The 26,290-nt window shown below is 65.9% G+C and carries 27 protein-coding genes and 1 tRNA gene; 12 read left to right on the top strand and 16 right to left on the bottom strand.

Annotation, left to right across the window (positions count from 1 at the left end; translation table 11 throughout):
* Positions 1 to 6: 6 nt before the first annotated feature.
* The 3 genes from QRN11_RS17430 to glgC form a co-directional block, all read right to left on the bottom strand.
* Positions 7 to 474: a pyridoxamine 5'-phosphate oxidase family protein gene (locus QRN11_RS17430; protein WP_091418946.1), complete on the bottom strand. Its 468-nt coding sequence runs from the start codon at positions 472 to 474 to the stop codon at positions 7 to 9.
* A gap of 16 nt (positions 475 to 490) precedes the next feature.
* Complete coding sequence (locus QRN11_RS17425) at positions 491 to 1,942, bottom strand: SDR family NAD(P)-dependent oxidoreductase (protein ID WP_142058858.1); 1,452 nt, start codon at positions 1,940 to 1,942, stop codon at positions 491 to 493.
* Between the two features lie 80 nt (positions 1,943 to 2,022).
* Positions 2,023 to 3,432, bottom strand: a complete 1,410-nt coding sequence (gene glgC, locus QRN11_RS17420) for a glucose-1-phosphate adenylyltransferase (protein ID WP_285313805.1) — start codon at positions 3,430 to 3,432, stop codon at positions 2,023 to 2,025.
* A 102-nt stretch (positions 3,433 to 3,534) separates the two neighbouring features.
* On the opposite strand from glgC, the gene glgA reads away from it, so the two are divergent.
* Positions 3,535 to 4,740 carry a glycogen synthase gene (gene glgA, locus QRN11_RS17415; protein ID WP_285313804.1) on the top strand — a complete coding sequence of 402 codons (1,206 nt, stop codon included), beginning with the start codon at positions 3,535 to 3,537 and terminating at the stop codon, positions 4,738 to 4,740.
* A gap of 84 nt (positions 4,741 to 4,824) precedes the next feature.
* Here glgA and QRN11_RS17410 read toward each other — a convergent pair whose 3' ends face one another.
* Positions 4,825 to 6,936 (bottom strand): acyl-CoA dehydrogenase family protein, encoded by a 2,112-nt coding sequence (locus tag QRN11_RS17410; RefSeq protein WP_285313803.1) that lies wholly within the window; start codon positions 6,934 to 6,936, stop codon positions 4,825 to 4,827.
* Between the two features lie 72 nt (positions 6,937 to 7,008).
* Positions 7,009 to 7,761, bottom strand: a complete 753-nt coding sequence (locus tag QRN11_RS17405) for a TetR/AcrR family transcriptional regulator (RefSeq protein ID WP_285313802.1) — start codon at positions 7,759 to 7,761, stop codon at positions 7,009 to 7,011.
* Between QRN11_RS17405 and QRN11_RS17400 the strand changes: the two genes are divergently transcribed.
* Genes QRN11_RS17400 through QRN11_RS17390 form a run of 3 tightly spaced genes read left to right on the top strand, consistent with a single transcriptional unit; the run spans position 7,760 to position 11,378 of the window.
* Positions 7,760 to 9,121 carry an acetyl-CoA C-acetyltransferase gene (locus tag QRN11_RS17400; RefSeq protein ID WP_285313801.1) on the top strand — a complete coding sequence of 454 codons (1,362 nt, stop codon included), beginning with the start codon at positions 7,760 to 7,762 and terminating at the stop codon, positions 9,119 to 9,121. The genes QRN11_RS17405 and QRN11_RS17400 overlap by 2 nt on opposite strands.
* 8 nt (positions 9,122 to 9,129) lie before the next feature.
* The gene (locus tag QRN11_RS17395) at positions 9,130 to 10,470 is read left to right on the top strand and encodes a 3-oxoacyl-ACP reductase (RefSeq protein ID WP_285313800.1); all 1,341 of its coding nucleotides are present in this window, start codon (positions 9,130 to 9,132) and stop codon (positions 10,468 to 10,470) included.
* The gene (locus tag QRN11_RS17390; protein ID WP_285313799.1) at positions 10,467 to 11,378 is read left to right on the top strand and encodes a MaoC family dehydratase; all 912 of its coding nucleotides are present in this window, start codon (positions 10,467 to 10,469) and stop codon (positions 11,376 to 11,378) included. The genes QRN11_RS17395 and QRN11_RS17390 overlap by 4 nt, the downstream gene beginning before the upstream one ends.
* Before the next feature lie 9 nt (positions 11,379 to 11,387).
* Here QRN11_RS17390 and QRN11_RS17385 read toward each other — a convergent pair whose 3' ends face one another.
* From QRN11_RS17385 to QRN11_RS17370, 4 genes are all read right to left on the bottom strand, one after another.
* Positions 11,388 to 12,455 carry an FUSC family protein gene (locus tag QRN11_RS17385; protein ID WP_285313798.1) on the bottom strand — a complete coding sequence of 356 codons (1,068 nt, stop codon included), beginning with the start codon at positions 12,453 to 12,455 and terminating at the stop codon, positions 11,388 to 11,390.
* A gap of 145 nt (positions 12,456 to 12,600) precedes the next feature.
* On the bottom strand, positions 12,601 to 13,710 hold the full coding sequence (locus QRN11_RS17380; RefSeq protein ID WP_285313797.1) for a serine hydrolase domain-containing protein: 1,110 nt from the start codon (positions 13,708 to 13,710) through the stop codon (positions 12,601 to 12,603).
* Positions 13,711 to 13,741: 31 nt separating this feature from the next.
* The gene (locus tag QRN11_RS17375) at positions 13,742 to 14,833 is read right to left on the bottom strand and encodes a glutathione S-transferase family protein (RefSeq protein ID WP_285313796.1); all 1,092 of its coding nucleotides are present in this window, start codon (positions 14,831 to 14,833) and stop codon (positions 13,742 to 13,744) included.
* 9 nt (positions 14,834 to 14,842) lie between these two features.
* Positions 14,843 to 15,583 carry a M50 family metallopeptidase gene (locus QRN11_RS17370; protein WP_285313795.1) on the bottom strand — a complete coding sequence of 247 codons (741 nt, stop codon included), beginning with the start codon at positions 15,581 to 15,583 and terminating at the stop codon, positions 14,843 to 14,845.
* 133 nt (positions 15,584 to 15,716) lie between these two features.
* Between QRN11_RS17370 and QRN11_RS17365 the strand changes: the two genes are divergently transcribed.
* Entirely contained in the window at positions 15,717 to 16,181 is a 465-nt protein-coding gene (locus tag QRN11_RS17365) for a GatB/YqeY domain-containing protein (protein WP_142058836.1), read from the top strand.
* A gap of 85 nt (positions 16,182 to 16,266) precedes the next feature.
* Here the strand turns inward: QRN11_RS17365 and QRN11_RS17360 are convergent, their stop codons facing one another.
* Positions 16,267 to 16,569 carry a DUF4193 domain-containing protein gene (locus QRN11_RS17360; protein ID WP_009358564.1) on the bottom strand — a complete coding sequence of 101 codons (303 nt, stop codon included), beginning with the start codon at positions 16,567 to 16,569 and terminating at the stop codon, positions 16,267 to 16,269.
* A 208-nt stretch (positions 16,570 to 16,777) separates the two neighbouring features.
* On the opposite strand from QRN11_RS17360, the gene QRN11_RS17355 reads away from it, so the two are divergent.
* From QRN11_RS17355 to QRN11_RS17345, 3 genes are all read left to right on the top strand, one after another.
* Positions 16,778 to 17,920, top strand: coding sequence for a glycosyltransferase family 9 protein (locus QRN11_RS17355; protein ID WP_285313794.1), 1,143 nt, complete (start codon positions 16,778 to 16,780; stop codon positions 17,918 to 17,920).
* On the top strand, positions 17,917 to 18,888 hold the full coding sequence (locus tag QRN11_RS17350; protein ID WP_285313793.1) for a glycosyltransferase family 9 protein: 972 nt from the start codon (positions 17,917 to 17,919) through the stop codon (positions 18,886 to 18,888). Before QRN11_RS17355 ends, QRN11_RS17350 begins: the two co-directional genes overlap by 4 nt.
* A 74-nt stretch (positions 18,889 to 18,962) precedes the next feature.
* Positions 18,963 to 19,187, top strand: a complete 225-nt coding sequence (locus tag QRN11_RS17345; RefSeq protein WP_142058832.1) for a hypothetical protein — start codon at positions 18,963 to 18,965, stop codon at positions 19,185 to 19,187.
* Between the two features lie 12 nt (positions 19,188 to 19,199).
* On the opposite strand, the gene QRN11_RS17340 is transcribed toward QRN11_RS17345, so the two are convergent.
* Entirely contained in the window at positions 19,200 to 19,865 is a 666-nt protein-coding gene (locus QRN11_RS17340) for an SGNH/GDSL hydrolase family protein (RefSeq protein ID WP_285313792.1), read from the bottom strand.
* Complete coding sequence (locus QRN11_RS17335; RefSeq protein ID WP_285313791.1) at positions 19,849 to 21,711, bottom strand: AfsR/SARP family transcriptional regulator; 1,863 nt, start codon at positions 21,709 to 21,711, stop codon at positions 19,849 to 19,851. The genes QRN11_RS17340 and QRN11_RS17335 overlap by 17 nt, the downstream gene beginning before the upstream one ends.
* A gap of 113 nt (positions 21,712 to 21,824) precedes the next feature.
* Here QRN11_RS17335 and QRN11_RS17330 point away from each other — a divergent pair, with 113 nt between their 5' ends.
* Both QRN11_RS17330 and QRN11_RS17325 read left to right on the top strand, forming a co-directional pair.
* Complete coding sequence (locus tag QRN11_RS17330) at positions 21,825 to 21,986, top strand: hypothetical protein (protein ID WP_181762562.1); 162 nt, start codon at positions 21,825 to 21,827, stop codon at positions 21,984 to 21,986.
* 164 nt (positions 21,987 to 22,150) lie between these two features.
* The gene (locus QRN11_RS17325) at positions 22,151 to 22,423 is read left to right on the top strand and encodes a hypothetical protein (protein WP_142058826.1); all 273 of its coding nucleotides are present in this window, start codon (positions 22,151 to 22,153) and stop codon (positions 22,421 to 22,423) included.
* Between the two features lie 64 nt (positions 22,424 to 22,487).
* Here the strand turns inward: QRN11_RS17325 and QRN11_RS17320 are convergent, their stop codons facing one another.
* The 3 genes from QRN11_RS17320 to QRN11_RS17310 all read right to left on the bottom strand — a co-directional run bounded on the left by QRN11_RS17320 (position 22,488) and on the right by QRN11_RS17310 (position 23,376).
* Complete coding sequence (locus tag QRN11_RS17320) at positions 22,488 to 22,658, bottom strand: hypothetical protein (RefSeq protein ID WP_161799570.1); 171 nt, start codon at positions 22,656 to 22,658, stop codon at positions 22,488 to 22,490.
* Complete coding sequence (locus tag QRN11_RS17315) at positions 22,655 to 23,101, bottom strand: hypothetical protein (RefSeq protein ID WP_285313790.1); 447 nt, start codon at positions 23,099 to 23,101, stop codon at positions 22,655 to 22,657. Before QRN11_RS17315 ends, QRN11_RS17320 begins: the two co-directional genes overlap by 4 nt.
* A 192-nt stretch (positions 23,102 to 23,293) precedes the next feature.
* Positions 23,294 to 23,376, bottom strand: a tRNA-Leu gene (locus QRN11_RS17310).
* A gap of 169 nt (positions 23,377 to 23,545) precedes the next feature.
* Between QRN11_RS17310 and QRN11_RS17305 the strand changes: the two genes are divergently transcribed.
* Positions 23,546 to 24,850 (top strand): M20/M25/M40 family metallo-hydrolase, encoded by a 1,305-nt coding sequence (locus QRN11_RS17305; RefSeq protein ID WP_285313789.1) that lies wholly within the window; start codon positions 23,546 to 23,548, stop codon positions 24,848 to 24,850.
* Positions 24,851 to 24,860: 10 nt separating this feature from the next.
* Positions 24,861 to 26,021: an acyl-CoA dehydrogenase family protein gene (locus tag QRN11_RS17300; RefSeq protein WP_285313788.1), complete on the top strand. Its 1,161-nt coding sequence runs from the start codon at positions 24,861 to 24,863 to the stop codon at positions 26,019 to 26,021.
* A gap of 24 nt (positions 26,022 to 26,045) precedes the next feature.
* On the opposite strand, the gene QRN11_RS17295 is transcribed toward QRN11_RS17300, so the two are convergent.
* Entirely contained in the window at positions 26,046 to 26,279 is a 234-nt protein-coding gene (locus tag QRN11_RS17295) for a DUF5703 family protein (protein ID WP_091418875.1), read from the bottom strand.
* Between the last annotated feature and the right edge of the window lie 11 nt (positions 26,280 to 26,290).

The raw sequence follows: 26,290 nt of genomic DNA, 5'->3' as shown, positions 1-26,290 counted from the left end.
GGCAGGTTACTCCGGTGATGCCTTGGCGGCGCCGCTGAGCTGGGTCCACCAGGTGACCGGTTCGGTGACCCTGAAACGGCGGCCGGTGACGCTGTCCGGGGTGATCCGGACGAACGCGTCCTTCTTCCCCGCCTGCCAGGGGAACAGGTAGAGCTGCGTGGTCTCCATAAGGTGTTCATTGCCGGTGATCACATCGGCACTGCCCTTCACCACAACACTCCACGCCAGCCCGGTCTCCTGATCCACGCCGTCAGCCTCCAGGGCCACGGCAGCACCTTTTGACGAGCCGGCCAGCTTGGTGCCCTCACCTGTGCGGAAGACGAGCGTGCCGCCATCCACGGTGTAGTTGATGGGGAAGATATCCGGCCGCCCGTCGGCCAGGACCGCCAGCCTGCCCACGGATACCATCCGCAGCATGGCCCAGCACTCGTGGTGTTCCAGATTCTGTACGTCAGGGGATGTCTCGTGGCTCATGCCGCCGAGCTTACGCCTACCAGGGGCTGGGCTTGTAGTCCTTCAGGAACACCCCGTACTGGTCCTCGCCGTTCTCGCCCATCACGATCGGATCGTAGACGCGCGCGGCGCCGTCCACGAGGTCCAGGGGCGCGTGGAAGCCCTCTTCCATGAGCCGGACCTTGGTGAAGTGGGGGCGTTCGTCCGTGATCCAGCCGGTGTCCACGGCGGTCATCAGGATGCCGTCGGTTTCCAGCATCTCCTGGGCGCTGGTCCGGGTCATCATGTTCAGGGCAGCCTTGGCCATGTTCGTGTGCGGGTGGCCGGGTCCCTTGTAGGCGCGGGAGAACTGGCCTTCCATGGCGGAGACATTCACGATGTACTTCCGCCGCGCCGTGGACTGTTTCATCGCCGGCCGCAGCCGGCTGACCAGCAGGAACGGGGCTGTGACGTTGCAGAGCTGGACCTCGAGCATCTCCAGCGGATCCACTTCGTCCACCACCTGGGTCCAGCTGTTGATGGTGGCCAGGTCCGGAACCAGGCCCCCGGCGTCGATCGCTGTTCCCGAAGCGATCCGCTCCAGTGAAGCCGACCCCGTGGACAGCGCCAGCGAGGTGATGGCATCCCCGGCGAGCACCGGATGCTCGGTCACGCTGCTGGCCAGGGCCAGGGGGTGCTTGTCGTGTGCGTGGCCGAACGTCACCAGTTCGGGGCCCCCGTTGGCCTGTTCCAGGGCGGCCGGCAGCGGCTCGTCCTCGGCGTCCACCAGGGGCTTGTAGGCGTTGCCGGACCGGCGCACGGTCTGGGCTGCGTTGTTGATGATGATGTCCAGCGGTCCGGCCTCATTCAGTGAGTCCGTCAGGGCCATGACCTGGGCGGGATCGCGGAGGTCGATGCCCACAATCCGGAGCCGGTGCAGCCACTCGCCGCTGTCCTCCATGGCGGCAAACCGGCGGGCGGCGTCCTTGGGAAAGCGGGTGGTGATGGTGGTGTGGGCGCCGTCCCGGAGCAGCCGGAGCGCGATGTACATCCCGATCTTGGCGCGCCCGCCGGTGAGCAGGGCTCTGCGGCCGGTCAGGTCGGTGCGGGCATCACGCTTGGCGTGGTTGAACGCGGCGCACTCCGGGCAAAGCTGGTGGTAGAACGCGTCCACCTGGGTGTAGTGCTGCTTGCAGATATAGCAGGGGCGGGACCTGATGAGGTGCCCGGCCACCTTGCCGGTAGTCGACGGAGCCAGTTTGTTCCCGCGGGTTTCGTCGTCGATCCGGTCCGGCGCGGCGGTGGCCGTCAGGGCGATGACTGCCCGGTCGGCCTCGGAGATGAGGTCCCGCTTGGTGACCCTGCGGTGCCTTTTGACGGCCTTGAACATCTTGCCGGTGGCGCGGCGCACCGAGACGTAGTCCGGGTGCTCCTCGTCATAGGCGTGGATGGTGTTGAGGACCTTGAGGCATGCCTGGATTTCCTCAGGCGTCAGATCGGGGGAGCTCATTGGACTGATTTTACAGCCTGGAACACCCCGCGGCCCCCACTGCACAGGGGGCCGCCGGGGGAGTACCCCTGCGGAGCGGTTCAGGAAATGCGTGCCCCGGGCGCTGCTTCCGCTGCCGCGGCGGCGTGTGTCTCGGCAACCTTGTCCACCGACTCACGGACATCGGGGTATTGCTCGGCGGCGGCTTTCACGGCATTCGGCACGAGGTGCAGGTTGGCGGCTGCCAGCTTCCGCTCCTGTTCACCGGGTTCGGGAACCTCCTGGGCCTTGGACAGCACCGTGATACCGGATTCGGTGACCTTGAATCCGCGGGCACGGTCCAGTTCGGGGTCCAGGCCGATGGCTGCACCCGCGGGCACCTTGACGTTCTTGTCCAGGATGGCCCGGTGGATAACGGCGCCCTCGCCGACATACACCTTGTCCATCAGGACGGAATCGATGACGCGGGCGCTGGTGCCCACAAAGACGTCGTTGGACAGGACCGAGCCTTCCACCACTGCGCCGGAGATCACCACGCCGCTGGAAACGATCGAGTCCAAGGCGGTGCCAACAGTGTTGTTCTGGCCCCGGACAAACTTGGCCGGCGGGGAAATGCTCTGCCGCGTGTAAATGGGCCACTCGGAGTTGTAGAGGTTAAAGACCGGGAGGGGGGAGATGAGGTCCATGTGGGCGTCGTAGAAGGAGTCGATGGTGCCCACGTCGCGCCAGTAGGTGCGGTCCCGTTCTGTGGAGCCGGGAATGTCGTTCAGCGTGAAGTCGTAGACGCCGGCCTCGCCCTGGTTCACGAAGTAGGGGATGATGTCCCCGCCCATGTCGTGCTTGGTGTCCAGGCGCTCGGCGTCCACGTGGAGAGCCGCCACCAGGGCGTCGGCGTCGAAGACGTAGTTGCCCATGGAGGCCAGGAACTGCGACGGGTCCGCCGCCAGGCCGGGAGTGCTGGACGGTTTCTCCACGAACGCTGCGATCTTCTGGGGATCGTTCTGGTCCACTTCGATCACACCGAACTGGTCGGCCATGTGAAGGGGCTGCCGCACTGCGGCGACCGTTGCCTTGGCCCCGCTGTTCACGTGCTGGGCCACCATCTGGGCGAAGTCCATACGGTAGACGTGGTCCGCGCCCACCACCACAACGATGTCCGGGTTGGCATCGTGGATGAGGTTCAGGGACTGGTAGATGGCGTTGGCGCTGCCCAGGAACCAGCTCTTGCCCACACGCTGCTGGGCCGGCACCGAAGCAACGTAGTTGCCGAGCTGCGTGGACATGCGCCAGGTTTCAGAGATGTGGCGGTCAAGGCTGTGCGACTTGTACTGGGTGAGCACAACGATCTGCAGATAGCGGGAATTCACCAGGTTGGACAGGGCGAAGTCGATCAGGCGGTAACTTCCCGCGAAGGGCACCGCCGGCTTCGCGCGGTCTGCCGTCAGTGGCATCAGCCTGTTTCCCTCGCCGCCGGCGAGGACAATGGCCAGGACTCTTTTGTTCAACGGCATAATGGTCGCTCCTGTACGCCTTCGTAACTCCCCAAGACAGTCCGGCATGCCCGGACTCCTTCACACTAGAACAGTTATGCGTGAAGGACTACCTTGGGTCTTGTGCGAATAGACATTGTGACTAAAGAGTTTCCGCCTGAAATCTATGGTGGCGCCGGGGTCCACGTAGCCGAATTGAGCAGGGTGCTTAGTAAGCACGTTGACCTGCAGGTTCGTGCATTTGGGGCTCCGCGCGACGCCGACTATCATGGGGCGGCGGTGACGTCCTACGCCGTGCCGGAGGACCTTGGCTCAGCCAACGCCGCTGTGCAGACGCTGGGGGTGGACCTGCGGATCGTTCCGGACATTGAAGGCGCGGACCTTGTTCATTCGCACACCTGGTACGCCAACATGGCCGGGCACCTCGCGTCCCTTCTGCACGGGATTCCGCACGTGCTCAGCGCGCACAGCCTGGAGCCGCTGCGCCCCTGGAAGGCGGAGCAGCTGGGCGGCGGGTACGCATTGTCTTCCTGGGTGGAAAAGACCGCCTACGAGGCAGCGGCGGCCATCATCGCCGTGTCGGAGGGCATGCGGCAGGACATCCTGCGCAGCTACCCGAACGTTGATCCGGCCAAGGTCCGTGTGGTCCACAACGGCATCGACGTCGAGCTGTGGCAGCGCGACGGGAATGACGACGCCGTCCGGGCCCTGGGCATTGACCCGGACAAGCCCAGCGTGGTCTTTGTGGGCAGGAACACCCGCCAGAAGGGTGTCCCGTACCTCCTGCGGGCGGCAGCAAAGCTTCCCGCCGACGTCCAGCTGGTCCTGTGCCTGGGCGCAGCGGACACCCCGGAGCTTGCCGCAGAGACGGCCCGTTTGATCGAGGACCTGCAGCGCGAACGCACCGGCGTGGTGCTCATCGAGCGCATGCTTCCCCGCCATGAACTGATCCAGGTGCTCAGCCACGCCACCGCCTTCGCCTGCCCGTCCATCTACGAGCCGCTGGGCATCGTGAACCTGGAGGCCATGGCCTGTGGCGCCGCTGTGGTGGCAAGCGCCACCGGCGGCATCCCCGAGGTGGTGGAGCACGGCCAGACCGGCCTGCTCGTGGACCTGGAGCAGGTAACCGACGGCACGGGCACACCCCTTGATCCGGAAAAGTTCGTCACCGAATTTGCTGCCGCCCTCACGGAGGTTGTCTCCGACCCTGACCGCGCCCGCGCCATGGGACAGGCCGGCCGGAAACGCGCCGAGGAACACTTCTCCTGGGAATCCATCACGGAAACCACCCTCGAGGTGTACCGGTCCGTGCTGCCGGCACAGAGCTGACGTTTCCGAACGCATTGACGACGACGGCGCCGCCCACCTCGCAAGGTGGGCGGCGCCGTCGTCGTCGTTACTGTTGCGGGACGCTTAGTTCCGGTGGCCGGCAGTACGCGCCAGCAGGACCTTCTCGTCCACCGGTGCCTTGCCGCTGGCCCGCTGGCCGCGGAGGTAGGCCCGTGCCTGGTCCTGCCGCTCCTTCTCGGCGCCAGTGGCGATGGCGGCGCGCACATGGTCTTCGCCGTAGCCGAAGGCGTCTACCAGGTCCACTGCGTGCGGGCGGATTTTCACCAGCAGACGGTTGATGTACTCACCCACCGTCCGGCCCCGCTGCATGGAGAGCCGGCCGTTCATGAGGTACCAGGAGAGGTTCTTCTCGATCAGGGACAGGCCGAACAGGTCCCGCAACCAGGTCAGGACCGTCCGGGTGCCCGGGTCCTTTACGTCCCTGAGGGCCTCGGTGAAGGCCTCCCACTGGAGCAGCTCGGCATGGGCCTGCGCGGCGTCGATCAGTTCGTTCTGGTGCCGGTTGAACAGCGCGGCGCCTTTCTCCTGCGACATCCGGCCAGTACCCTTGAGCGCGGTTGCGGCCTCAGCCACCATGGCCTGCACCCGGTCGGTAAGCAGCGCCCGCTGGCCTTCCTCATCGCGGAGGGCGATGGCGGCCTTCTGCACTGATCCGGTGTCAGCGACGAACTGGGCCACCTGCCGCAAGCCGGTCCGGTGAATGGCGGCCCCCGTGGCCTGGCCCACCACGTACCGGGCCAGCACGCCGAAGTCGACGCTGCGGAATTCCTTCGCATAGTCGGCCAGGAGCCGTTTGGCCACGAGTTGCAGCAGCACTGTGTTGTCGCCTTCGAAGGTTGCGTAGACGTCCAGGTCCGCCCGCAGCGATGCGAAGCGGTTCTCGATCAGGAAGCCGGCGCCGCCGCAGGCTTCCCGGCATTCCTGCAGCGTGTCCAGCGCATGCCAGGTGCTGAGCGGCTTCAGTGCGGCGGCAAGGGTTTCCAGGTCCTGGCGGTCTTCGTCGGTATCGTGCGCGCCGGAGAAGACGTCGTCGAACTTCTGCAGCAATTGTTCGTGGGCAAAGCCGGCCGCGTAGGTGGTGGCCAGCCTGGTGAACAGGCGTTTCTGGTGGCGCTGGTAGTCGAGGAGTACTTCCTCTTCCGTGTGGGAGGATGCGTTGAACTGGCGTCGCTCGGTGGCGTACCGGATAGCCGCTTTCAGTGCCACCTTGGAGGCGGCCACCGCGGCACCATCGAGGGACACCCGGCCCTGGACCAGGGTTCCCAGCATGGTGAAGAAGCGGCGGCCCGGGCTGGCGATGGGGGAGCTGTAGGTGCCGTCAACGTCCACGTTTCCATAACGGTTCAGCAGGTTGGTCCGGGGGATACGCACGCCGGTGAAGTGCAGGCGGCCGTTATCTATGCCGTTGAGTCCGCCCTTGATGCCGTCATCCTCGCCGCCGATTCCGGGCAGGAACTCCTTGGTTTCCGGGTCCCGGAGGTCCACATAGAACGCATGGACACCGTGGTTGACGCCCCGGGTGACCAACTGGGCGAACACCACCGCGCCCAGGCCGTCAATGGCAGCGTTGCCGATGTAGTCCTTCCACGCGGCGCGGAACGGCGTGTGGACCACGAACTCCTCGGTGGCGGGATCGTACGTGGCGGTGGTGGCAATGCTGGCCACATCCGAGCCATGCCCTGTTTCGGTCATGGCGAAGCAGCCCGGGATCTCCAGGCTCATAATGCCCGGAAGCCATTTAGCGTGGTGCTCTGCAGTCCCCAGGTGCATCACCGCTGAACCGAAGAGCCCCCATTGGACACCGGCCTTGATCTGCAGCGACGGGTCCGCCACCACCAGTTCCTCGAAGCCGGCGATGTTTCCGCCGTGGTCGTCGGATCCGCCCAACGACTCCGGGAAGGCACGATGCACGGCCTCGTTCTCCACCAGGTACTTCAGTTGCCCGGATACCCGGGCGCGGTGCTCGGTGTGCGTCAACCCCTCGATCTTGTGCAGCTCAGGGCGTGCGGCAAGATCCCTGGCCTGGCGCCGGGTTTCGGCCCACTTGCCCAGGAGCTGTTCTCCCAGGCCGGCGACGTCGACGGCGGGCCGGGCATCGGCTGCCCCGTTGGCTGCAGTTGCCCGTGTGGCGGGGCGCTGCCTTCTTCCGGCGGGACGGTCCACTAATTCAGTCATGTCGAGTCCTTCGTTGGTGCTGACAGAGGGTGGTGGTGCTGATTGTTGCTGTGGTGTAGCCGCAGTGAATGCTTATGTCCGTGTGGATGGAATCAGCTCCGGCGCGATACCGACGCAGAGCCAGTCGGTGATCTGCCGCGCCATCGCTTCCTGCCCGGGCTTGGCAGGGGAAGCAGGGGTGGTGAGCCACTGCTCGCCCGCGTTCCGGACCATACCGATGGCCGCTTTGGGCCAGTAGCCGATGACGGCTTCCTTGCCGTCACCCAGATGCGAGCGCATGGGGGCGGCAATCATTTCGGCCACGGAGTCAAAAAAGTGGCCCAGGGCGGCGGATCCCGCTCCCGGGTCCTGTGCGGTGTCCGCGTCGGCGGCCGGACGGGTCACAAAGGTGTAGACGTTGGGACTGGTGCTGGCCATCTGCAGGTAGGCAGAGACCATGGCCAGCAAACCCTCCCTGGGGGTATCAGCGCTCTGCGCCGCCTCCCGGATCCGGCGCTGCATCTGGCTGAGGACAACCTCACCCACGGCCTGCTGCAGTCCCGCCTTGTCGCCAAAATAGCGGTAAAACACTGACTTGGATGTGCCGGCCGCCGCCGCGATGTCCTCCATCGATGCGTCGCTGCCCAGTGCGTGCACTGCCCGCCGCGCTGATTTGATCAGCTCCCGTCGCCGTTCCTCCCGGTGGCTCTGCCAGCGCGATGAGCGGCCGTCACCGGGAGCGGCGGCAGGCGTGGCGGAAGTCGGGGTTTGGTGCAAGTTCACGATACCCAGCGTATCAGGTACGCTGGGTATCGGTAACCGCACGTGACCCGAGGAGATACCCATGTCCATTGACGGACAGACCACTACCGGACCTGAGTCCGGCACTCCCGCCGAAGCCCCCGCACCCCGGATCCGCAGGGCAATCATCGTAGGCGGCAACAGGATCCCGTTCGCCCGGGCCGGCGGCGCTTATGCCAAATCCTCAAACCAGGACATGCTGACGGCGGCGTTGGACGGGCTGATTGCGCGCTTTGGCCTGCAGGACGAGCGGATCGGGGAAGTGGCCGCGGGGGCCGTGCTGAAGCACTCCCGGGACTTCAACCTCACGCGGGAAGCAGTGCTGGGTTCCGCCTTATCGCCCGAAACACCGGCCTACGACCTCCAGCAGGCGTGCGCAACCGGGCTCGAAACCGTGGTGGGCCTTTCCAACAAGATCAAACTGGGCCAGATCGAGTCGGGAATCGCAGGGGGGGTGGACTCCGCATCGGACGCGCCCGTGGTGGTCAGCGAAGGGCTACGCGAAGTTATCCTCGACCTCAGCCGGGCGAAAAGCGTCCCGCAGCGGTTGCAGATCCTCAGCAGGCTCAGGCCCAAGGACCTCGCCCCGCTGGCCCCCGGCACGTCCGAGCCGCGGACAGGTCTTTCCATGGGGGAGCACCAGGCGCTCACCACCTCGCAGTGGAAGATCTCCCGTGAGGCCCAGGACGAGCTGGCACTCAACAGCCACCGGAACCTCGGGTCGGCCTACGATGCCGGATTCTTCGATGACCTCATCACCCCTTACCGGGGCCTGACCCGCGACGGGAACCTGCGTCCTGACACCTCGCTGGACAAGCTCGCCGGACTGAAGCCGGTCTTCGGGAAGAACCTCGGCGCCGACGCGACCATGACGGCAGGCAACTCCACGCCGCTGACCGATGGCGCCTCCACCGTGCTGCTGGCCTCCGAGGAATGGGCTGACGCCCGGGACCTGCCAAAGCTTGCTGCCGTCGTGGATGCCGAAGCGGCCGCCGTCGACTTTGTCCACGGCAAGGACGGCCTGCTGATGGCACCGGTATTCGCCGTGCCAAGGCTGCTCGCCCGGCAGGGACTCAGCCTGGCGGACATCGACTTTTTCGAGATCCATGAAGCTTTCGCTTCCACAGTCCTCAGCATGCTCGCGGCATGGGAGGACGAGGAATTCGGGCGTACCCGGCTGGGCCTGGACGGCGCTTTCGGCAAGATTGACCGGTCACGGTTGAACGTCAATGGTTCCTCGCTCGCCGCCGGCCACCCGTTCGCCGCGACGGGCGGCAGGATTGTCGCTTCCCTTGCCAAGACGCTCCATGCCAAGGCCAACGCCGAGGGCCGCCCCGTCCGGGGCCTGGTCTCGGTATGCGCTGCCGGTGGACTGGGCGTGGCCGCAATTCTGGAATCACTGTAGGGGCACGGATGACTGACACATATGCGCAACTCGTCAACCAGGGCCTGGGCCGGAACGTTGCCAGGAAGCTGGGGCTGCCCCAGCCCGCCGTCCTGCGCCGGTACGAGCCCGGTCAACCCCTGATCACCGGGCCAGTCCTGGTCCAGGGAGACACCCCCGGCGCCGACAAACTGGCCGCCGAACTGCTGGCATGGGACCTCGACGTCCGGAGGCACGCTGTTCCGCGCGAGAAGCTTGGGGCCATCATCCTGGTCCTGGACGAAGTGGCCCGCCCCGAAGACCTTGGGAAACCCATCCTTACCGTCGCCGCGTCCCTCCGGGACCTTGGCCCCGGTGGCAGGGCCATCACCGTATCCCGGCCCGCGTCCGACGCAGCCACACCAGCCCAGGCCGCCGCACGGCAGGGGGTGGACGGCTTCCTGCGCTCCCTTGCGAAGGAACTGCGCGCCGGTGCCACCGGCAATGGCCTGCTCCTGGCGCCGGAGGTGGAGACAACAAGCCCCGGTACGCTGGCGGCAATAAGGTTCTTCCTCTCGGGCCGGTCCGCTTTTGTGGATGGTCAGTTCCTCACGGTATCCACTACGGCGGGAGAACCGCCCCGCAACGTTGAGAAGCCGCTGGAAGGAAGGATCGCCGTCGTCACCGGAGCAGCCCGGGGCATCGGTGCGGCTATCGCCAGGACCCTGCACCGCGATGGCGCCACGTTGGTCCTGGTGGATATCCCCGCGGCCGGGGACCATCTTGCCGAAGTGGCCAACGAGGTCAAGGGCACCGCCCTCCAGCTGGACATCAGCAGGGACGACGCCGGGCAGCGGATCCTTGAGCATGCCTCGCAGCGGCACGGGCGCCTCGACATCATGGTCCACAATGCGGGCATCACCAGGGACAAGCTCCTCGCCAACATGGACGAGTCCCGCTGGAGGTCAGTGATTGAGGTCAATATCGCAGCGCAGCTCCGGATCAACGAGGCCCTGCTCGCGTCAGGAAACTTCCGCTCGTCACCCCGGATAATCTCCGTCGCGTCCACCAGCGGCATTGCCGGCAACCGCGGCCAGACAAACTACGCGGCCTCCAAGGCAGGCGTGGTGGGAATGGTCCGGGCAACTGCGCCAGTGATCGCCGCCCACGGGGGCACCATCAACGCCGTCGCCCCGGGCTTTATCGAAACGGAGATGACGGCCCGGATTCCCTTCGCCCTGCGGGAGATGGGCCGACGCCTCAACTCGCTGCAGCAGGGTGGACAGCCCACTGACGTTGCGGAGACCATCGCGTTCCTGGCCAGCAACGCCGCCGGAGGCATCAACGGCGAGGTGCTTCGGGTCTGCGGACAAAACCTGGTGGGGGCATGATGCCCCCACAGCCGGTCATCCTCGGGGAGATGCCGTCGCTGTCGAAGCTGTACGTCAACGCCGCAGCCCAGGCGGCACGGCGGCGCCTGCTGGGGACCCACGATGGCTCTGACCTGCCGGCCGAAAGCCATGAGGTGCGCGGAGTGCGGGTGGACGTTGGCAACCTCACTGCCTACCAGCACCTCATTGGCGAATCCGCCAGTGACGTCCTGCCGGCCGGCTTTATCCACGCCCTCTCGTTCCCCCTCGCCATAAGTCTGATGAACAGGGACGACTTTCCGCTTCCGCTGTTGGGCATGATCCACCTCCGGAACAGCGTGGAACAACGTTCGCCGCTGCTTTTCACGGACTTGTTGGACATCACCGCCCACGTGGAGAACCTGCGCGGGCACCGTGCCGGCACCCAGGTGGATGTGGTCAGTGAAGTGCGGCGGGCAGGTTCCGCGGACACTTGCTGGCGGGGCGTCTCAACCTACCTCGCCAAGGGGGTCTTCCTGCCCGGAATCGACAAACCCTCGGCGGCGCCCGCGCGTGCTGACTTCAAGGCACCCGATCCCACGGCGCTGTGGCAGCTGGGGGTCGATACCGGCCGGGCGTACGCGGCTGTGTCCGGCGACTTCAACCCCATCCACCTCAGCGTGCTTTCAGCAAAGGCTTTGGGGATGCGCCGCTCCATCGCCCATGGCATGTACCTGGCGTCCAGGGCCCTCGCCGACGTCGGCGCTGTCCGCGGGGATTCCTTTACGTGGGAGGTGGACTTTGAGGCGCCGGTCTTCCTTCCCTGCCGGGTGGCCCTGGATATCACCTCCGTTCAGGGAAGTGCCGGGACATGGGAGCGTTCCGAATTCACCGCCTGGAACCCCCGGTCGGGCCGCCGTCATTTCAGCGGCTCCGTTGCCCTGCTCTAGACCCTGGTCTTAGGACGCCGGGGCGTCAGTTCCCGGACGGACGGAACGCAGGATCCGGTGCAGGCTGAGGAGGATCGATTCGGACGCAGGCACGGCGCCCTGGTCCAGCTCCCTGGCGGCGGTGGTTGCCATGCACGCTTCCACCGCCGACTTGGCAGCCGTGAAACGCTCCGCCTGCCGGTCCTCATCGTCGGTGCTGAAGGAACACAACAGTTCGCCGGTGGCGGTGATGGCGTCGGCGAGCGGAACGTTGTCCTCCAATGGGACGGTGTACGGCACATCGCTTTCCCAGATCACGTCGGACAGCACGTCCGTCATGTCCTGGACGTGGAACGAGACCCTTTCCAGTTGGCGAAGGTTGCGGTAGTCACGGTCGATGTCACGGGGGTGGAGCTTGCGCCGGGGGTTCGCCCTTCGGCTGGCGTCCGCCTCCTTGACGAGGTGCCGGACCGACCGGGTGGCCGATGCCAGCTCGTCGGAACGGCGGGACCATTCTTCGTGCTCGGGCGGCCACTCTTCCTTGAGCGCGGTGCCCATATCCGTCATCTGCCGGCCCAGCGCGAGGCGGAGGTCGTCCAGGCTGGCCGCTGCGGCTTTGAGGTGGAGCGGGGGAAAGACCAGGAAGTTGACGGCAATGCCCACTGCGACGCCGGCACCCATCTGCACCAGGTAGCCGAAGGAAAAGTCGTCGGCATTGCTTCCGCCCACCAGCAGGACCAGCAGGGCCGCCGTCGGAATCCAATCGCTGCCTGAACCGAGGCCCGGCAAGCCGCCCAGCAGCACGCCTATCCCCATAAAAATGGCCACCGTCAGTGGTGACGGGTCCGCAATGTGCACCAGGACCACGGCGAGCCCGATGCCCACGGCCAGTCCGGTGAGGGCCTGCACGCCCTGCCGGACCGAGCCCGCCACGTTGTGGTACATGGCCACCAAGGCGCCCAGGGGCGCGTAGTAGGCATAGTGGGACGCGCTGCCAGGCATCAGCGGGGCGATGAGGAATGCCAGCCCGGCGGCCAATGCCGCTTTTGCTGCCAGTTGCAGGCGCTGCGCAGCGAACGCGGCGGACAGTCCTTCCACCGCCTGCTTTAAGAAACGGGTCCCCCCGGCCCACCGGATTGCCGGTCGTGCTTGAGTTTTGACCATCCGCCCCACACTAGGGCGCCTTGTCCGCAACCACAAAAGCGCAGGTCAGGGCTGCAGAAAACCGGCTGGAGCGGCCCGTTCAGGAGGAAACAGCAGCCGAACGGCGCACAGCAGCTGCCAGCTGGTGCGCCTTTCCGGGCGTCCGCCCGTCCTCCGCGCGGCGGGGAACGTAACCGAAACCGAGGCCGTAGGCGGGGTCGGCGAACCCGAGGGCGGCGTTGGCGCCCTCATGGCCGAAGGCACGGTGGCTGCCGAAGTCCCGGGACGGATGCGGTTTCATAAACACCACGGCGAAGGCGTTGTCCAGGCCGGATGAGCGGTCCAGGCCCCACACCTGCTCCTGGGACATCAGGTCCAGCGTTTGCGGACTAAGGAAAGCGCCGGTGCCGTCAATCCCGGTGGTGGCCGCGGCGTAGAGCCGGGCCAGCCCCTCCGCCGATCCCACCCCGCCGGCCGCAGACATGCCTTCACTCCGGACGCTGCGGATATTGGGCAGTTCCATGATGGTGCTGACCGGCGCGTTGCTGTTCAGTCCTTCCAGGCTGAGCGGATCCACCCATGGCCCTTCCGCCTCGGCGGTATAGAGGACGTCCCGGTACCGGGGCTCCAGCTCCGCGGGCAGGCCAAGGAAGAAGTCGATGCCCAGCCGTGTCCGGATCCGCCGTTCGTAGATGCTTTGCAGGGATTCTCCGGCCGTCCGGCGGCACAGTTCCTCCATGATGATCCCGATGGTCAGGGCATGATAGCCGAATTGCCGGCCAGGCAGCCAGGAGGGCCGCGCAGCCGCCAGCCGGGCAGCAGCATCGGCAGTGGTGAACTCATCCAGGGCGAACCCACCCTCCACACCCATCAGGCCGGCCTGGTGGGACAACGCCTGCCGCACCAGGAGACGGTCCTTGCCGTGGACGCCAAACTCGGGCCAGTACTTGGTCACGGGGGCGTCGAGGTCAAGCAGGCCGTCCTGGACCAGGAGTGCGATCACCATGGCCGCCACTCCCTTGGAGCAGGAGTAGGCGCCCGTGATGGTTTGCTGGTCCATATCCGGGCCACCGGCCAGCCGCACCACCTGCGACCCGTTCCGGTACGCGGCCAGCTGTGCACTGTAGGTCGGGTCCCCGGCCAGGAACGATTCGAACAGCTCCACGACATTTTCGAAACCGGGTGCTACAAAACCCTGAGAAGTTTGCATCCGGCCAGTCTAAGCGAGCAAGCGCTTTCCCTTACAGTGTCGCGCCGTGGCCCGGCGCAACTTCTTCACCCGGTTTCACCGGGCCAGGCGGTGTTCCGTCGCCAAAGGGCCTGCCGCCCAGGGACTCGCGGCCGTGTGGCTCAAGCCACCCGCCAAGGGCAGGACCGGCGGGAACGATCCCGGTGGGATTGATGTCCTCGTGCACGATGTAGTAGTGCTGCTTGATCTGCACAAAGTCGATGGTGTCCCCAAATCCGGGCGTCTGGAAAAGGTCCCGGGCGTATCCCCACAATGCGGGCATCTCGCTGAGTTTTTGACGGTTGCACTTGAAGTGGCCGTGGTAGACGGCGTCGAACCGGGCCAGGGTGGTGAACAGCCGCACGTCCGCTTCGGTGATCGTGTCGCCCACTAGGTAGCGCTGGCCGGACAGGCGGTCCTCCAGCCAGTCCATCGCGGCCCAGAGCCGTTCATACGCCGACTCGTATGCCTGCTGGGAGCCGGCGAAGCCGCAGCGGTAGACACCGTTGTTGACCTCTGTAAACACCCTCTTATTAACCTGGTCGATCTCGTCCCGGAGGTGCTCGGGGTACAGCACAGGTGCGCCGGGACGGTGGAACCTGGTCCATTCGGTGGAGAAGTCCAGCGTGATCTGCGGGAAGTTGTTGGTCACCACTTCACCAGTGGCCACGTCGACGATCGCGGGGACGGTGATACCCCGCGGGTAGCCCGGGAACCGCTTGAAAAAGGCCTCCTGCAGGCGTTCGATGCCCAATACCGGGTCCACTCCGCCGGGGTCAAGGTCAAACGTCCAGGACCGGGCATCGTGCGTGGGACCGGGCTGGCCGAGGGAGATCGCATCCTCCAGTCCCAGGAGGCGGCGGACAATCACGGTTCTGTTGGCCCAGGGGCAGGCCCTCGCGGCGATGAGGCGGTACCGTCCAGCCTCGACCGGCCAGCCAGGTTCCCCGTTGGGTCCCGGCCTGCCGTCCGCGGTGATGCGGTCCTCGATGTAGTTGGTGTCGCGGTTGAACTCGGCTCCGCCCGTGACGTAGGAGCCTCGCGTGCTGTAATCAGTGGTTCTGCCGCCTGCCCTTTGCTGGGCGTTTTCCGTTTCCTGGCTCATAAAACAAGCCTATGCGCCCCGCGGCAGGATTGTTGAGATCGGCTGCCAGGCCGCCAGCCAGGATGCGGCCACAAGGACCACGAACATGAGGATCCAGATGCCGGAAGGCACTACCGTTGCACGGTACAGCAGGTAGGCATCGGACGTGGCAAGCCTGTCCCTCCGGCGCAGGTGGACGTGCGTGAGTTTGCCGAGGTCCCGCACCGCACCAATCAGGAGTACCAGGCCCACGATGACGGCGACATGGCCCACGTACGCTGCCGGAACGAGGACAATCAGCGCGATGCAGCCAAGGATGGCTCCGGTGGTGATGAGGAAGCCCGCAGCGTTGCGAAGGAAGACCAGTGTGGCGGCCAAGGCAACGGCGCTGGCCGCGACGGCGGCCGGCCCCCAGCCATTGAAACCACACCATACGAAGGCAGCACCAATCATGGCAGGCGTGGGGTAGCCCCAGAAGCAGGACCAAACGGTGGCGAGCTTGCTCCGGCTGTAGGTGGTGGTGGTTCCGGAATGGTCAAGCCTGAGCCGGATTCCGGCGAGCCGCTGTCCGCTCGTTACGGCGGCAAAGGCGTGTCCCAGTTCGTGGGTTGCGGTAGCGAGCAGGCCCACATACCTCCAGGACCGGCGGGGGATGGCCAACGCAGTGGCGATGGATACCACCAGCAGCAACTCAGTGCTGGTAATGGTGGGGATATCCGTCTGGCTGAACGCGGTGAGCACCCGGGCCCAAAAGTCATTGGGGAGGCTCACGGGGTGTGGTCCGGGGAGGTGTGGGCTTTTTCGGGCATAAGCCCCTACGGTACTAGGGATGGCTGGGTGCGGCCGCAGTACCCTGCCGCCCCGCGAACAAGGGCCAACATAAAACAAGGAACAGAGGAAAACCGTGTCATCACTGAAAGAACGGCTGCAGGCCGACGTGGTCATCCACATGAAGGAGCGCAACAAGACGGCGCTCACCACCGTCCGGAACGTCCTGGGCGAAATCGAGACCCGGGAGAAATCGGGTAAGACGCCGGTGCAGCTTGATGACCTGCAGGTGACGTCCCTGCTGCAGAAGGAAGCTGCGAAGCGCCGCGAAACGGCGGGAATCTACACGGAAGCCGGCCAGCCGGACCGTGCCGCGGCGGAGATCGCCGAGGCGGAAGTCATAGAGTCCTACCTGCCGCAACCGCTGTCGCAGGAGGAAGTCGAAGCGATCGTGGATGAGGTCATGGCCGGGCTGCGCGACGCGGGCCGTGAACTGACACCGCGGCAGATGGGCGAAGTCATGAAACCTGTGACGGCGGAGGTGGCGGGGCGCTTCGACGGCAAGGAAGTCAGCCAGATCGTGCGGCGGAAGCTCGCTTAAAGCCGAGAGGCACGTCTCCCAATGGGACGTGCCTCTTGCTCAGTTGAGGGAATGGCTGAATCCGCCGCTCCACATGACCGCCTGGTCAGCCCTCGCACTCGGTGCAGTAGCTGTGGCCGTCCTTCTGGCGCGCAATCTGCGAGCGGTGACGGACCAGGAAGCATGAGTAGCAGGTGAATTCGTCGTCCGCCTGCGGAATGACCTGCACCACGAGCTCCTCGGCGACGAATTCGCCGCCGGGTACGCCCGCACCGTCCAGGCCGTCAGCTTCGTCCAGCTCAAGCACAACGCTGCGTGCGTCGGGAGCATTGGCTGACTGGAGCTGCTCGAGTGAGTTGTCCTGCGATTCCTTGACGTCGGAACGCAGTTCATCATAATCGGTTGCCACTTTGGGTGCTTCTCTTTTCTTTGGTTCGTCTGTCGCGTATGAAACGTACAGCATCATCCGGGTATTCCCCAATAGCCGGAGTATATTGACCGCCGCCTGGGTAGGGTCAGAGGAAGGCCGGCGCAGCATCCGCTGTGCTGTTCCGGCCGCAGGAGCAGGGGAGGCCGCAGGAAAAGAAGCGGCCCCGGCTTGAGTCGAAGGGGTTTATGTGGAGCAGCTGACTGCAGAATTCGGTGGTGCCGGGCGGGCCGGTATGGGTGTGGGCCCCGTCCTTGAGAAGTTCGATGAAGTGTACAGGATTGCGGTCCTGCGCGGCGGTGGACTGGGTGACCTGATTTTTGCCATCCCTGCCATGGCCGCCCTGAAAGCGGCGTATCCGGAGGCTTCCATAACGCTTCTTGGCACTCCGGCGCACGAGGCACTGATTGCGGCGACGAAAAGCCCGGTGGACGAAGTCTGTGTCCTGCCCTTTTCCGAAGGCGTCCGGCCAGGCGAGGAAAACGAGGAAGAACTGGACCGTTTCTTCCAGGAGATGCGTGCGCGCCGCTTCGATCTGGCGGTCCAGCTTCACGGCGGGGGACGGTACTCGAATCCCTTCCTGCTGCGCCTCGGAGCCCGGCATACGGTAGGAACCCGCACGGCCGATGCGGCGAGCCTGGAGCGTACGGTCCCTTACCTCTATTACCAGCATGAACCGCTGCGGGCTTTGGAAGTTGCGGGTTTCGCCGGGGCATTTCCCGTTGACCTTGAGGCCCGGCTCGCTCCGGCGGAGGGGCTGCGCGCCCTTTCCGGAACAGCCGACGACGGCACCCAGCCTTTGGTGGTGATACATCCCGGCGCCACCGATCCCCGCCGTCGCTGGCCCGTAGAGCGGTTCGCCGAACTGGCGGCGGCCTGCGCCGCAGACGGATTCCATGTGGTCGTTGTGGGGGACGGCAGTGAGCAGGAGATAGGCGCGCGCATCGTCGAACTGGCCGATTCGGGACAGGTCCGGTCCGTGGCGGGAAAACTGGACATGGCAGGTCTGGTGGCGCTCCTGGCCAGGGCAGCGGTGGTGGTGGGAAATGACAGCGGCCCGCGGCACCTGGCGCAGGCCCTTGGTGTGCCCACCGTGGGAATCTTCTGGGCTGGCAATGTCATCAACGCCGGGGCGCTGGGCAGGAGCCTCCATCGCCTCCACGCCTCCTGGGTGACTGCCTGCCCGACATGTGGGATTGATGTCACACAGGTGGGCTGGACGGCACCACGCTGCCCGCATGACGATTCCGTGGTGGCCGGAGTGGCCGTCCGCGATGTGCATGAGGACGTCCGCAGCCTGGCGGCAACTGGCGTGGGCGGGCTGGGCGTATGAGCAACGCGGGAACTGGACCGGCCATGGCGCCCAATGGAGTGCAGGATGGCAAGCCTGAGCTCCTGGTCCTCCGGGCCCTCAAACTAGGCGACCTGCTCGTTGCGGTTCCGGCACTCAAGGCCCTCCGGAGGACCTTCCCGGAGCACAGGCTGCGGTATGCGGCCCAAGGATGGTTGTCCGAGGCGCTGGGCCTGGTGGGTGGTTATGAGCTTTTCCCCACCCATGGCCTTGATGAGCCGTTGGCCATGGAGCCCGGCGTAGTGGATGTGGCCGTGAACCTGCACGGCAGCGGGCCGGAGAGCCAGGACCGGATCGAGGCCCTGCAGGCCAGGCAGACGATCGGGCACCGGAGCCAGTACCGGGATGGGCCGCCCTGGCGCGCGGAACTGCACGAAAGGGAGCGCTGGGTCACGCTCCTGGAGTGGCACGGCATCGAAGCTGATCCCCTCGATATCCACCTGAACCGACCCCATGTGCCGAGCCCGGTTCCCGGTTCCACCGTCCTGCACGTGGGAGCGGCCTACGGCAGCCGCCTCTGGCCGGCCGAGCGCTTCGCGGCAGTTGCCTCCACCCTTGCCGCGGCGGGGCACAACGTCGTCTTCACGGGCGGGAGCGGTGAACGGGACCGTGCCCTGGACGTCTGCCGCCGGGCTGGTTTTGCTGAGGACACGGTGCTGGCGGGGCGGCTGGGGCTGGCCGAATTCGCGGCCACCATCGCAGCTGCGCGGCTTGTGATCTCGGCGGATACCGGAGCGGCCCACCTGGCATCCGCGTATGGCACCCCGTCAGTGGTGCTGTTTGGCCCGGCTCCACCCGAGATCTGGGGCCCGCCCCCGGGGCCGCACGTCGTCCTGACCCGGGCTGAGCTGAGGCGTGGCGACACCTTCGCAGACCAACCCGACCCCGCACTTCTGGCTGTCACTGTCCAGGACGTCATGGCGGCGGCGCGCGGGTTGGGCGTGATGTAGGGCAGGAAAGCCCAAGCCAACCTTGGTGTGTACGGGCCCTCTTGTTTGGGGCCGTGGACCCCTAAAATGAAGCTATGGGCATTGAGTTCGGGATTGCCTTGGTGTTGTTCACCGCCCTGCTCTGGGTCGTGGTCACTTTCGCCATCCTGTCCGGCATTGACCGGCCGGAGCGGAAGGCCCGGCGCCAGGAACGGAGAGCGGACCGGGCCGAAAAGCGCAGGATCAGGTACCGTCCGGTGGCCGGCGGGTCCCGGCTTGCGCACCGAGGCAAGCAATCGCGCACCCTGCACCCGCACTGATGCCGGCAGCGGTCATTGCGCTACAACAAGCGAATGCGGGCCCGCGTGGGGAAGCCGGACCAGTCCGGCGATGGCCTGAGCTATCTTTCTTCCGCCCTGGGCCGACGGCTCGATGGGGTTCGCATAGTCCGCGTCCTGGCTGCAGATGAGCCGCAGGTCTATCAGTGCTGCTCCATGCGAGAAGGCGGCCCTGGTGATGGAGTCGTTGAAAAGGGCCAGCGCCGCCTTGATGACCTTCTGGTTCGGCTCCGAGGAAGGTGTGTCGTAGATGGTGCATACCGCTGTCGGCAGCCCCTGCGCCAGGACCGCAGGCAGCATGGCCCGGTAGTCGGCGTCGAACCTGTCCCTCGCCGCCGCCAGCAGCAGCAGCGCCGCGGCAACTGAGTCGGGTTGCTCCTGCAACAGCGGCGCATAGCCCAGCGCGTCGTTTCCACCGACGCTCACCACGACGTGGCTCGCGTCCGCAGGCAGGCGGCTAACCTGGCGGGCGACGCCGGTGATGACGTCCCCGTCGATCGCCAAAAGGGAGCATTTCCAGCCCGGCAGTTCCTGCCGCAGCTGGGTGACCACGTCCGGGCCGCCATCAACGTAGGCGCCGTTGTCGAAGATGGAATCGCCCAGCAGCACCACGTGGCCCGGCTTCCGGCCCTGACCGTCCGCATTATCCATTGCTGCCATGTTCCACCCGTGACTCGATATGGGCCACCTGCGTGGCGGCGGCCTGTCCGCCGTGCCGGGCAGCCAGGAACGCCGCCAGCGCAGGGTTATCGATATCGCGCGCCAGCCAGGGAACTGCCTGCGCCGCCGCTTCGTCGCCGAGCACAGCCCTGTGGGACTGCCCCCGCACCACGAATTCCCGCATCCCGCTCCGGCTCGCCAACTCGGCCAGCCGCTCCACGAACGCGGAGGCGCGCGGTGACCGGCTGGCAATGGAAACCTCTGCTGCTGTATCCAGGAGCCGGGCGGAGTACCAGAGATACCAGGGATTGGGCCCGAGGCCCCGGTCGATCCAGTGTGCGGCAGCAGTCAGGTCGCCGTGCTCCATAAACAGGCGCGCTTCGGCACCGGCTGCCAAAGCCATGTAGCAGTGATCACCGGCCAGCTCGGCCATCACCCACGACCGGTCGATCAGGGCCGCAGCCTCCTCCAGCTGGCCCGATGCCAAGTACGCCTCTCCGCGGAGCCCGGCCACAAACGGCTCGAACGAGGTCCAGTGCTCCTCTGCAATCCAATCCTGTGCACGGTCCAGGGTCACGGCCGCCTGCTTCAGCTCTCCACGAAGCAGGAAGACCCGTCCCAGCAGCGCCGCACTGAACGCCTGCTGCCGCCGGCTTCCCAAAGCCTCAGCCAGCCGCCCGGACTCCACGAGCGCGGTCACGGCGGCGTCGTACCGGGCGGTGTCGGAGGCCAACATGCCTTGGATGGCAAGGACCCGCGCCTGTTCATCCAGGAATCCCTCGGCCGCAATCATCGCCCGGTCCAGCCAGCCGGCGGCACGGTCCGGCACACCCCGCTGCACGGACAAGTAGCCCAGCTCGCGGTAGGCGGCAGCGGCGGTGCGTGAGGCGCCTACGGGGCCTTCCGCCTGCAACGCGCGGTGCAGGAAGTCCGCCACCTCAGCGCCGCGGCCGCCCGCCTGGTGGATCAACGCCCCGGACAATGCCACCAAGGACTCTGCGAGCAGATGATCATTCCCCGTGCCGCGTGCCAGCACCACGGCCAGGCGCAGCTGCTCAAGCCCCCGGTCCACGGCACCCGCCCAGAGCGATGCCCCGCCCGCATCCAGGTAGGAACGCACCGTCGCAGGCGTGGCCGGCATCAAGGGGTCCTTCTGCGGGGCCGCGTCAGACAATGCCTGCCGGACCTCCGCGGGCAGCGGCAGGCCCAGCTCCTGCCGGTAGAGGTCCCCGCACTTGGTGACATGCTGCCGGGCGCGGCGGTGCTCGCCCATGGCCACAAGAGCCTTGACCAGGACGGCGTTGCAATCTGCATGGAAGGGATCCCGCTCAAGGGCGAGGGTTGCGAGGTCCGCAGCCAGCCCGGGAGTGCCCGCAGCCAGGGAAGCCAGTGCTGCCTCATACAGCAGGGACTGGACTACGTTGTCGAAGCGGTAGCGCTGGTCCGCCAGCCAGGAGTCGAAGACAGGGCAGTCAGCGAAGGACAGCCCCTCCAGCAACTGTCCGGTGAAGCCGCGGGGGTCCATGCCGGTGTTGGCGGCCGGGTCCAGTACTTCCAAGGCGTCACACTGCCAAGGAGGCTCGAGTACCAGCCGCAGGGGATCGCCGCCCACCGTCACTCCGTCCAGGGCGCGCCGCAGCTCGGACAGGTTCCAGCGCAGGGCACCCAGGGGATCGGCAGCATCGGGAAAAAGCAGCGATGCCATACGGGGTCTGCTGGTGCCTTCGCCCTGCAGCGCAAGGTATGCCAGCACCGCCCAGGCCTTGCGGCCCCTGGGCTGGAGTGGAGTAGCACCAAGGGACTCGATCACAGGAGGACCGAGGAGCCGAATCCATTTCCCGGCCATAGGGCCCATGCTACTGCCGCCCGACCCGGGCGTCTTTAGGGGTCACACGCTTGCTCACACGCCCGCCGCACACACTGGCATCACCACATCCACCACTCACACGAGGTGTAACCATGGAACTGCTCGGACTGCTGCTCTTTGTACTCTGGGTCCTCATAACCACCGTCTGCACGGTGTTGGCCGACGGCCGGGGCCACACGCCCAACGTCCGCTCCACAGCGCCGTGGACGGCCGGTGACCTACCGAGCGAGCCCTACAGGGCGCTTCTGATGTAGGTTCTCCAGTCCGGCCAACAAGGAGTTCGACGGCGGGAACCGGCTGGCCTGCCGGCTCCCGCCGTCGCTTGCGCGCGTCGGCGAATGCTGTGACGGCGCATGGGTGCTTGCCGGATTGGGAAAACGCGGGAGACTGGAGGTCACCACGACGAAAGCGGACCACCTTGATCAAGCTCCAGCAGGACGCCGACGGCTTCATCCGAATGAACCGGCACTTCCCAGAGAATCTCACTGTCACCGTCATCTTCACCGATGGCGCTACGGAGGAGTTCCCGGGCCGCCGGCTCAACCGTGCTTACGACGACGCTCTGGCTGAATACCGCGCCCAGAACCACCTGGATGCCAAAGGCTTCCAACGGTCAGCCCAGAAGAAAACAGGCTCAGGGAACAAGATCGACTTTGTGCGCGTCCACCCTGGAATGGGCCGGCAGGAATAGCAGAAGCTCAAGAAGGGCAAGGAACACAGCCGGCGGGGTCAGCTCCGCCAGGAGCCTGTTTACGTCACAGCGGGCGCTTGGCGATTTTCTTGACCCAGGCGGGGGACTCGAGGCCCTGCTTCTTATCAGTTGAGAGTCGAAGGCGGGCGGCCCGAACGATGACGCGTTCCTGTGCGGGGGAGACGTAGGGTTTCTGCTCGCCGTCGGACGTTTTCTTTTCCGCTACTGCACTCATCGATCCTCCTTCAGGTCCTCGTCCACTTCATTGTCCGGCAACGGAGGCAACAGGTCCAGTGTGGCCTCACCGTTGGCCAGTGGACGCGTCCAGGCTTCGGCAATGATTTGGGCCTCTTCCGGGCCGGCAAGGTTGCTGGTGCTGAGCAGCTCCAGCACGGCGAGGCCGATGTCTTGTTTCTCGGGCTTGTTGTCCACCGAGGCTTCCAGGGCCCGCTGGGCCCTGCGCCACCATTCGGCACGGCTGTCGGCTTCAGCTTTTTGCCGCAGGGCCCGATCGTCCGCGACGGTCCGCTGCCGAAGGGTATTCCAGCCAATAAAGGCGGCCAGCAGGGCACCGAGCACCACGGCCAGCGGACCCAGGGCGGCAACGATCTGCCACCACTCTGCTGGTCCGCTGTCCAAAGTGACATGGACCGGGCCTGGCGACGGTGTGCTGTTCACACACCCAGCCTAAGTGCCGCCACCGACAGTCCCGTACGGCTCTGCCTGTAAAGGGCGCACTGCCGTCCGATGTCACGTGCGTTAAAAGAGTGGTGGATGTCACTCCAGCCATCAGTGCGGAGCCAAAATACGGGGGTTGTTAAGACACAAAGAAGCCCCGGAAAGTCAGTGATTTTCCGGGGCTTCCGTTTGTGCGCGGAGGGGGACTTGAACCCCCACCCCCTTTCGAGGACTAGCACCTCAAGCTAGCGCGTCTGCCATTCCGCCACCCGCGCAGGTGGTATTTCGGGAACCGTTTCCGCCTTTCAGCGTTTCGCATCTCTCCGAAGCAGCGAGAAAAACTCTAACACGACTTTCCGGGAACAACGAATCGGGCCAAATGGGTAGGCTGAGGGCAGCGAACCGGCGCATGCCCACCCGTCATTCCCAGTGAGGAGCTTTCATATGCCTGATGTCCTGCCCGAGGATGAAGTTGTCCGAATCTGCCAGGAGCTCATCCGGATAGACACCTCAAACTACGGGGACGGGTCCGGGCCGGGGGAGCGGGCCGCAGCCGAGTATGCCGCCGGGCTCATCGAAGAGGTCGGCCTGGAGACCGAGATCTTTGAGTCTGCTCCCGGGCGGGCGAATGTGGTGACCCGGATGGCCGGCGAGGACCCCTCCGCCAGCGCCCTCGTGGTGCACGGCCACCTCGACGTGGTGCCCGCACTCCGGGACCAGTGGTCCGTGGACCCGTTCGGGGCCGAACTGAAGGACGGGCTCATCTGGGGCCGCGGCGCAGTCGATATGAAGGACATGGACGCCATGATCCTTTCGGTTCTGCGGAGCTTTGCCAGGACGGGCAAAAAGCCCAAGCGGGACATCATCTTCGCCTTCTTCGCCGACGAGGAAGCCGGCGGGGCTTTGGGCGCGCGGTACGCAGTGGATAAGCGTCCGGAACTTTTCGAGGGCGCCACGGAGGCCATCTCCGAAGTCGGTGGCTTCTCGGCAACCATCGGCGGCCAGCGCACCTACCTGCTCCAGACCGCGGAAAAGGGAATCTCCTGGCTGCGCCTGGTGGCGCACGGCCGGGCGGGCCACGGCTCCCAGATCAACACGGACAACGCCGTCACCCGCCTGGCGGCAGCGGTAACGCGGATCGGCGAATACAAGTGGCCCATCGAACTGACCCCCACCACCCGGCAGTTCCTGGATGGCGTGACCGAACTCACGGGCGTGGAGTTCGACGCCGACAATCCGGACCTGCTGCTGGACCAGCTGGGAACGGTGGCGCGTTTTGTGGGAGCCACCCTGCAGAACACCACCAACCCCACGCTGCTCAAGGGCGGCTACAAGCACAATGTCATCCCCGAATCGGCTGAGGCGCTCATCGACTGCCGCACCCTGCCGGGTCAGCAGGAGCATGTCCTGGAAATCGTGCGGGAACTGGCGGGAACCGGGGTGGATGTCAGCTACGTCCATAACGACGTGTCCCTTGAGGTCCCGTTCGCCGGCAACCTGGTGGACTCCATGATCGACGCCCTGCATTCGGAAGACCCTGGCGCCAAGGTGCTGCCGTACACGCTCTCCGGCGGCACGGACAACAAATCCCTCAGCAGGCTCGGTATCACCGGCTACGGCTTCGCACCCCTGATGCTGCCGGACGAACTGGATTTCACGGGCATGTTCCACGGTGTGGATGAGCGCGTCCCTGCGGACTCGCTCAAGTTCGGCGCCAGGGTGCTCAACACCCTGCTCACCAACTACTGAGCAGGTGGCCATGACCCCGGAAGACGTCCTGCCGGACGAGCTGCTGGAACGGATCCGCGGCCGCGCCGCCGGATACGACCGGGACAACACGTTCTTCCACGAGGACCTGCAGGAGCTTGTGGAGGCCGGTTACCTGAAGCTATTTGTCCCCGCGGACGACGGCGGAAAGGGACTTGGGCTCGCGGCGGCGGCGCAGTGCCAGCGCAGACTGGCAACGGCTGCGCCCGCCACCGCGCTGGCGGTGAACATGCACCTGGTGTGGACCGGCGTCGCGCAGGTCCTCGCCGCACGCGGGGACTCTTCGCTGGACTTCGTCCTCAAGGAAGCCGCCGCCGGCGAAATCTTCGCTTTCGGCAATTCCGAAGCGGGCAACGATTCCGTCCTCTTCGACTCCCGTACGGCGGCGGAGCCATTGCCCGGCGGCGGCTACGCGTTCACCGGAACCAAGATCTTCACCAGCCTCTCGCCCGCATGGACCAGGCTGGGGATCTTCGGGAAGGACCCGTCCGGCAGGGACGGCGACGGCGAACTCGTCCACGGTTTTATCACCCGGCAGACGCCGGGCTACCGGATCCTTGACGACTGGGACACACTCGGGATGCGCGCCAGCCAGTCCAACACCACGGTCCTGGAAGGCGTTAAAGTCCCGGCAGGCCGGATCTTCCGCAAGCTCCCCGTGGGTCCCAACCGGGATCCCCTGATCTTCGCCATCTTCGCGTGCTTCGAGACGCTGCTGGCCGCCGTCTACACCGGCGTGGGGGAGCGTGCGCTGGCAGTGGGGGTGGAGGCTGCCAAACGGCGTACCTCATTCAAGAACGCCGGCCGTAGCTACGCGCAGGACCCGGACATCCGCTGGAAGGTCGCCGAAGCGGCGATGGCCATGGACAACCTCTACCCGCAGCTGGCAACGGTGACGGCCGACGTAGACAACCTCGCAGACCACGGCCCGCAGTGGTTCCCCAAGCTCGTCGGCCTGAAGGTCAACGCGACGGAAACGGCACGCCGTGTGGTGGACCTGGCCATCCGGGTCAGCGGGGGGTCAAGCTACTTCCGCGGCTCCGAGCTCGACCGCCTGTACCGGGACGTCCTGGCAGGCATGTTCCACCCCTCCGACGACGAATCGGCCCACAACACGGTCGCCACCGCCTGGCTGGGGCCGCTGGAAGAGTAGACGTTCCGCTGGACTCTTTATGTCCTAGACGGTCCGCTGGACCTGCATGACGCGGCGGCGGAGCCAGAAGCGCCTGCCTCCGCCCATATACAGTTTGCTGCGCTCGAGCTCCCACTTGCCGTATTCGGAGTGCTCCACCAGGCGGCGGCGTGCCTCATGCAGTGAATCCACAGGGCTGACCGTCAATACGAGGTACTCGTACTGCTTCGCATAGTCCCGTTCCCGCTGGACCGAGCTGGTGAGAAATTGTTCCTTCATTTGCTCTCCAT

The sequence above is a fragment of the Pseudarthrobacter sp. fls2-241-R2A-168 genome, from assembly GCF_030209335.1.
Classification (GTDB): Bacteria; Actinomycetota; Actinomycetes; order Actinomycetales; family Micrococcaceae; genus Arthrobacter.
Note: the sequence above shows the minus strand (reverse complement) of the source record. Positions and strands in the feature narration are given on the sequence as shown.